The organism is Synechococcus sp. R5-12 (assembly GCF_047502655.1).
GTDB lineage: Bacteria > Cyanobacteriota > Cyanobacteriia > Thermostichales > Thermostichaceae > Thermostichus.
In genome coordinates, this window is the sequence record NZ_JANSIM010000204.1 from 1 (window position 1) to 6,283 (window position 6,283).

The following is a 6,283-nucleotide window of genomic DNA, read 5'->3' on the forward strand; positions in this document are numbered from 1 at the left end:
CTTCCCTGCCCTGAAGGACGGGGCTTGCCGCGCCTTTTGGTCAGTCGGTGTTTTCGTTGCTCACAAAGGCCGACCCATTGGCCTGGGGTTCGGGCGATTCCAGCGCGTATTTGAGCGCATGCCAGGCCAGGTTGGCGCATTTGATGCGCACTGGAAATTGGGCTACCCCTTTCATGGCGTTCAAAGCCCGTTGCTCCCGCGGGAACTCTTCGCCACCGCGCATCATGGCTTGGAAACGCTCCACCAACTGCAGAGCTTCGGGGATGGTGCGCCCCCGCACCGCATCCGCCATGAGATCGGCAGAAGCCAGGGCAATGGCACAGCCTGCCCCCTCGAATTTGATATCGACAATCCGCTCCTGGCTGGGATCCAGTTGCAAGGTGAGGTCGATGGTGTCGCCGCAGGAGGGGTTGTGGCCGCGCTGGTGGCGGTGGACGGGATCCACTCTGCCGAAGTTGTGGGGCTTTTTGTACCGCTCCAGAATGACTTGCTGATAGAGTCCGCGCAGGTTATCTAGAGGCATTGTTGCTCCTGGTTGGTCGCTGCTCTGGCCGGTCGGCAAAAGTCGATCCGCTCATAGCCCATTGCCGCCGGGAATAGCCATAGTTCTCAGATATTCAGGATTTGGGAAGCGAGCCCGACCTGGCCCATCTGGTTTTGATCTTAACCCCGTTCTTGGTAGAGCTTGAGTCAGTAGAAAAACTCCTGCCAGCGCAGGGGCTTAAGTTTGCGCATGTACAGCCAATCAAAAAAGTTCTTCAGCACCGTGGCTGCATAGCCGCGCCAGACCAGCCTGCCTTTCTCGGCAACGGCAACGCGGTTCCCCACCGTTACACAAACAAAAACCGTGGCCTGCGGTCGGTAGGGGATCAGAGGTTGGCCGCGGATGAGCCGCAGCAGGTTTTGGGCTGCAATTGGCCCCTGGCGCACCGCGTACACGCCGATCTTGGGCAAGAGGCGGGATCCCCAAACAAAGTCAGCGCAGTCCCCCACCGCCAAGATGTGCTCTGAGCCTTGCACCCGCAGGTATTTGTCCACGAGCAGGGCTCCCGTCGGCCCTGTTGGCAAGCCGCAGGTGCTCAACCAGCTCGGCACCTGGAAGCCACCTGCCCACAGGCGGGTCTGAGCTATCAACTCGGTGCCATCCGAGAGCCACACGTGCTCCGGCCCAAAGGCTTTCACCTGACATCCGGCCCAGATTTCCACCCCCAGACGGCGGATTTCCCTTTCCACCGCCCGGCGGAAGGGTTCCGAGAAGCCCTCGACCAGATGGGCCTGGCGATGGATCAAGATCAGCCGGGCTTGAGCTAAGGGGATCCCTGTTTTTGCGCTCATCTGCCGACAAAGATCGTAGAGTTCCCCCATCAGCTCTGTGCCGGTACAGCCTCCTCCCGCTACCACAAAGGTCAGCAGGCCCGGCGTCCGATCCCCCTGGGCAGCCCGTTGCCAGCACTGCCGGATCCAAGTTCGGGCGGCCACCAATTGTTCTGCCGGTCGAATGGTGAAGGCATGTTGGATCCCATCGATGGGGCGCAACTCCCGGCCCACATTCACCAACAGATAGTCGTAGGCAAGAGTTTGCATCCCGGCTTCGCTCTCCAGGGTCAGGGTTCGGGCTTCGGGTTGGATGTGGGTGACTCGCCCCAGCAAAAACTGGGCGCCGTTGGCTTGAATATGCTCCAGCAAAGGGATCCGCACCAGCTCCAGAGAAAACCGACCACTCAGCAGCCGCGTGGACATGCCTGAATTAACACTGTAGGGATAGGGGTTGATGGCGATCACCCGTGCCTGCCCTTTGAGCGCCCGCAAGGCGTCGATGGCTCCATAGCCACATCCGGCCAAGATCACAGTGGGCAGGGATCCCCTCATGGCTGGAGCGGGAACTTCTGGAGATCCCCGGCTGCCCATTCCAGGATGGAACCGGAATAGCTTTTGGCCTGCCGGCCCAAATGGGTTAAAACCACCGTGACCCAAGCGGAGCGAACCCCAGCTGTGCAGTAGGCAATGATCTCGGCTTCCGGAGGGATCCCGGCTTTTTGCAGGCGGGCGTGAATTGCAGCGGGCGGCAACAGGAATCCCGCCATGTCCATCAGCTCTTTGTAGTAGAGATGCACAGCGCCGGGGATGTGTCCACCGCGCGCCTCACCATAGGGGGTGGCTCCCTTGTATTCTTGGGCTTCGCGACTGTCGAGGATGGCCACACGGTCGGAGCCAAGGCTGGCCCGCAGAGTGTCCCGGTCGATCTCCCACCGGTCGGTTCGCCGCACTACAAAGTCGCCCCGTTGCGGTTCGTCGGCGCTTTGTCGGGTTGTGGTCAGCACTCCCTCCTTCACCAGGGCCGGATAGCCCCCGTCCACCATGACTGCCTGGGGATGACCCAAGCTGCGCAACATCCAAACGATCCAGCCATCTTCTCCCCAACCCCGCAGCGGATCGGCCACCACCACCACCGGACGCCCCTGAAACACGCCAAGGCCCTGCAGCTTTTCGGTGAGAAGGGCATCATCTGCCAACAGCTTGCCGCTGTTGGCAGCCTCTGGTTGAGTAAACTCCGTCCAGTTCACCGGAATTGAACCCTTCAGGATCCCGTCGGCTTGCAATTCCGCACTGCGTGCATCCAGAAGCGTTGCCCCTTGTTGGATGAGCTGGATGGCGGTTGCAGGGCTGACCACCCAACCTGGCGTTGGTGTCATGGGTTGAGAGAACCTTAACTGGAAGATCCTATCCCACCTTACGGGACGAGTAGGCCGGTATGGGCCTCTTCCATCTGTTTGGAGAGAAGCCGTTGCAGGCTCACTCTGGCTTCGGAGAAGTTGGGAGCGATTTCCAAAGCCGAGCGAAAGTGTTCAATGGCCTGCTCCAGCTTGCCTTGGCGGGCAAGGATGGATCCCAGACGATAGTGAGCTGCTCCATAGCTGCCATTGCTGCGAATGGCCCGTCGATAGCTGGCCTCCGCCGAGGTTAGATCCCCCTTGATGCGCGCCACTTCGCCCAGGCCAAAGTGAGCTTCCGGCAACTCTGAATCTCCTTGGAGGGCCTGTTCAAACTGCTGCATAGCCTGCTGCAACTGTTGGGGCTGGATGAACTTGCGCCCAGAGGCATCCCGTTGTTTGGGGCCCAGGTAGGCTAGGCCAATGGCGGCCATCGCTGCGTGCAGATCGGGGGCCAGCTCCAAAGCCCGCCGGTAGTTCTTCACAGCTTCGCTGTATTGCTCTTGGCTTGCCAACACCAGGCCCAAGCCGTAGTAGGCGCGAGCCTGCTGTCTTTTGAACTGGCCATTGAAGATCACCTGGCTGAACTCCTGGCTGGCTTGAGCCAGATGGCCTGCATGCACCATTGCCAAACCCAGATCCACCCGCACAGCGGCTGCCAACTCAGGACTGAGATCCAGGCTGAGGGCAGTTCGGAAGGCTGCGATTGCCGCTTTTAGCTGTCCTTTGCGCATCAGCGCTTGCCCCATCACGGCGTGGCCCAGGCCCAGGCGATCATTCAACTCCAAAGCAGCCCAACAGGAATCGATGGCCTCGTCCCATTGCCCCAGCTTGAGGCGAATTTGAGCAACGCAAAGATGGGCCTCGCTGAAGTGGGGATCCAGCCCCAGGGCCTTTTGTTGCTGGGCCAACGCTTCTGCCCAGTTGCCCTTCTCTGCCCAGGCTTGGCCGAGCAGGCTATAGATCTCAGCTTGGGCGGATCCCTGGGTGAGGGGGAATGCTTCGGGTAAGTGGGCCAGAACTTCATCCGGCTGATGCTGGGCCAGCCACTGCCGTGCTAGAGCCTTCAGGGTTTCCACCAGGTGGGTGTTGATGCCGCTCCAGTTCGGGTTCAGGCGTTTGGCCTGTTGGTAGTGGCTCAATGCCTCCTGCAGTCGGTTGGTTTTTGCCAACAGATGGGCCAGTTCAATGTGGGCCTCTACGTGATCTGGCTGTCGCCGCACAGCCTCCTGAAACCGCTCCACTGCCTCAGGAATTGGATTAGCCTGTAAAAAGGACAGCCCTTCTGTAAAGGGATCCTGGGATCCCTCCCGCTCAAAGGTGTTGATGGCACGCCGACCTTTCCACCCCAGCCAGCCCCCCCCTGCAGCCAAGATCAACAGCGGGATCCCCAGCCCCAGCGATCTGGCTCGGGCAGGAACATCGGCTTGCCCAAAAGAGCGCACCACCAACCCAGCCCCCAGCAGGAGAGACAAAGCCAGAGCTCCCCCCAAGAAGGGCCTTAGAGCAGGCCTGTGCAACCATTGATCAAGTGTCGGAAAGTTGGCCGGAACGTCGATAGGAGAACTGGGGCGAGCAGTTGTAGGCAGAGGGGTCGGGATCCCGTCTTGGGAAGGGGCATGGCCAACCGAGGCCTGGCTTGGAGCCGCTTCTGGCCAGCGCTCTTTCTGAATTTTGGGAACCGGTGCCCCCAGAGTTTTAACTTTGCGAAAATCGGAGTTGTGGTCGGGATCCACAACAGGTTTTTGGGCCTCCAGCACCTTGATCTCAGAAATCTTGGTGCCCGGTAATACAATCTGCGTGGCATCGGCACTGCTTTCCCCAGAGGACAAGTAGAAGACTTTTTTCCACTGCGGCTGTGTTTCCCCCTGAAGCCGACCGTACACCACCAGTTGGCTAACTCCCTGCACAGGCAAGCCCCCCAATTGGCCGGCAACCCGATGCAACACCATAGAGCGGCTAAACATCCCCTGCCGTGGGAGATCCACCATGAGGTAAAGGACATCTTGCTTCAGGGCCGAACGGGTTGGCAGGGGGGCCAGGGCCTTCTGCAGAGCCTTGATCAGGGTTTCCACGCTGCGAGCAGCAGATGAGCCAGCCATAAAGTTAGAGTTCGCAAAGTTAAGTTAGAGAGTGAAAAAATGGTCTTGTAACAACTCCAATCCAAGAGGGATCCACTTCTCTCGGCAAAAACGAGTACCCCCTCGCCAGAAGTCAAGGCCTCTGACCTCATCTTGCTGCCTCATTGTGCTCAATCTGCCGGAGTCCGTCAATATACTGAAAGAGCCTGTTACAAACGGGGCTGCCGGCCCATTCTGGGACGGAAGAGGTGGGTGTGGTCAGGGCTGTAGAGCCGCGAGCGGGCAGATCTGGAGCTTGACAAGCCTTTCAAGGCAGGGCTGACGAGATAGAGCACTGTGCGTTCTAAGCCGGCTTGCCGGGTGAGGGCGGCCATCTCGGCCAGGGATCCCAGCCAGATCTGTTCGTCCGGCCAACCCAAGCGATAACAAACGGCAACCGGGGTATCGGCGGGGTAGTGAGCCAGCAGATCTGCCTGCGCTTGTTCTACGTGGCGGGCGCTCAGATATAGACACAAAGAGGCGCGGTGGGCTGCCAGACTGGCCAGGGCTTCTGCTTCCGGTACCTGGGTGCGACCGCTGGCGCGGGTGAGGATAATCGTCTGTACCAACTTGGGTATGGTCAACTCCACCTGCAAACGGGCGGCTGCCAATTGAAAGGCGCTTACTCCCGGCACGATCTCAAAAGGGATCCCTGCCTCCGCCAGCCGGATCAGCAGCTCGTGCAGAGCGCCGTAAAGGCAGGGATCCCCATCCTGCAGCCGCACCACCCGCAGCCCCGCCTTGACCCGTTCCACAATTTGCGGCAGCAGCGTTTCCAGCGTGAAGGAGCGGGTGTCAATGGCCTCAACCCCAGGGCGACAATGGGCCAGCACTCCCTCTGGCACCAAAGAACCTGCGTAGAACACTACATCGGCTTCCGCCAGCAGTCTTTGCCCCCGCAGGGTAATCAGCTCCGGATCCCCGGGGCCAGCCCCGACAATGTAGACAGGCCACGACGTCGGTTCGCGCATTTGCTTGCTTCCTACCCCTTCAAGGGCCTCTTTGAAGATCCCTTTTCCAAAGTCTTTTCAAACTGGATTCCAAGGGAACTTATCTGGAGGCTCAAGCATGCAAGATCACGACAGGCACTCGCATCCCATCTTAAGGTACGTTCGGGAAGACTATTATCCCTACGTTGTTTTACCCCAGCCGATTGCTCTCCTCTTGAGGGGGCCAGATCTCCCACCTTGCCCGCCGGAGCCGGAGCCGCCACAGATGCCTGCCCGTCCGCTGGAGCCGGAGCCGCCACAGATGCCGGAGCGCCCAACGGAACCTGAACTACCTCGAATGCCGGAACGCCCTGTTAGGCCAAATCTACCCGAGCTACCCCAGCCTTTGATGGGCAAGCTGCAATCGGCATGGGCAACTGGTGCTGGTGCATAGAGCAGTCTAGTGTCCGGTGCTATACCCGTAAACTACCCGGCTCCGACCGCTAAGCGGTACGGAGCGGGC

At 59.8% G+C, this 6,283-nt stretch carries 5 protein-coding genes; all 5 read right to left on the bottom strand.

The window, feature by feature from the left end; all coding sequences use genetic code 11:
• Nucleotides 1–40: 40 nt before the first annotated feature.
• The 5 genes from sufU to cobM all read right to left on the bottom strand — a co-directional run bounded on the left by sufU (nt 41) and on the right by cobM (nt 5,802).
• The gene (gene sufU / locus NW843_RS10745) at nt 41–523 is read right to left on the bottom strand and encodes a Fe-S cluster assembly sulfur transfer protein SufU (protein ID WP_011434254.1); all 483 of its coding nucleotides are present in this window, start codon (nt 521–523) and stop codon (nt 41–43) included.
• Between the two features lie 167 nt (nt 524–690).
• Nucleotides 691–1,908, bottom strand: a complete 1,218-nt coding sequence (locus tag NW843_RS10750; protein WP_414522930.1) for an NAD(P)/FAD-dependent oxidoreductase — start codon at nt 1,906–1,908, stop codon at nt 691–693.
• Nucleotides 1,866–2,693 (bottom strand): sulfurtransferase, encoded by an 828-nt coding sequence (locus tag NW843_RS10755; RefSeq protein WP_414522931.1) that lies wholly within the window; start codon nt 2,691–2,693, stop codon nt 1,866–1,868. The genes NW843_RS10750 and NW843_RS10755 overlap by 43 nt, the downstream gene beginning before the upstream one ends.
• A 38-nt stretch (nt 2,694–2,731) precedes the next feature.
• A complete protein-coding gene (locus NW843_RS10760) occupies nt 2,732–4,813 on the bottom strand; it encodes a tetratricopeptide repeat protein (RefSeq protein ID WP_414522932.1) in 2,082 nt (693 codons plus the stop codon).
• Between the two features lie 188 nt (nt 4,814–5,001).
• Nucleotides 5,002–5,802 (bottom strand): precorrin-4 C(11)-methyltransferase, encoded by an 801-nt coding sequence (gene cobM / locus NW843_RS10765; RefSeq protein WP_414522933.1) that lies wholly within the window; start codon nt 5,800–5,802, stop codon nt 5,002–5,004.
• Nucleotides 5,803–6,283 lie beyond the last annotated feature (481 nt).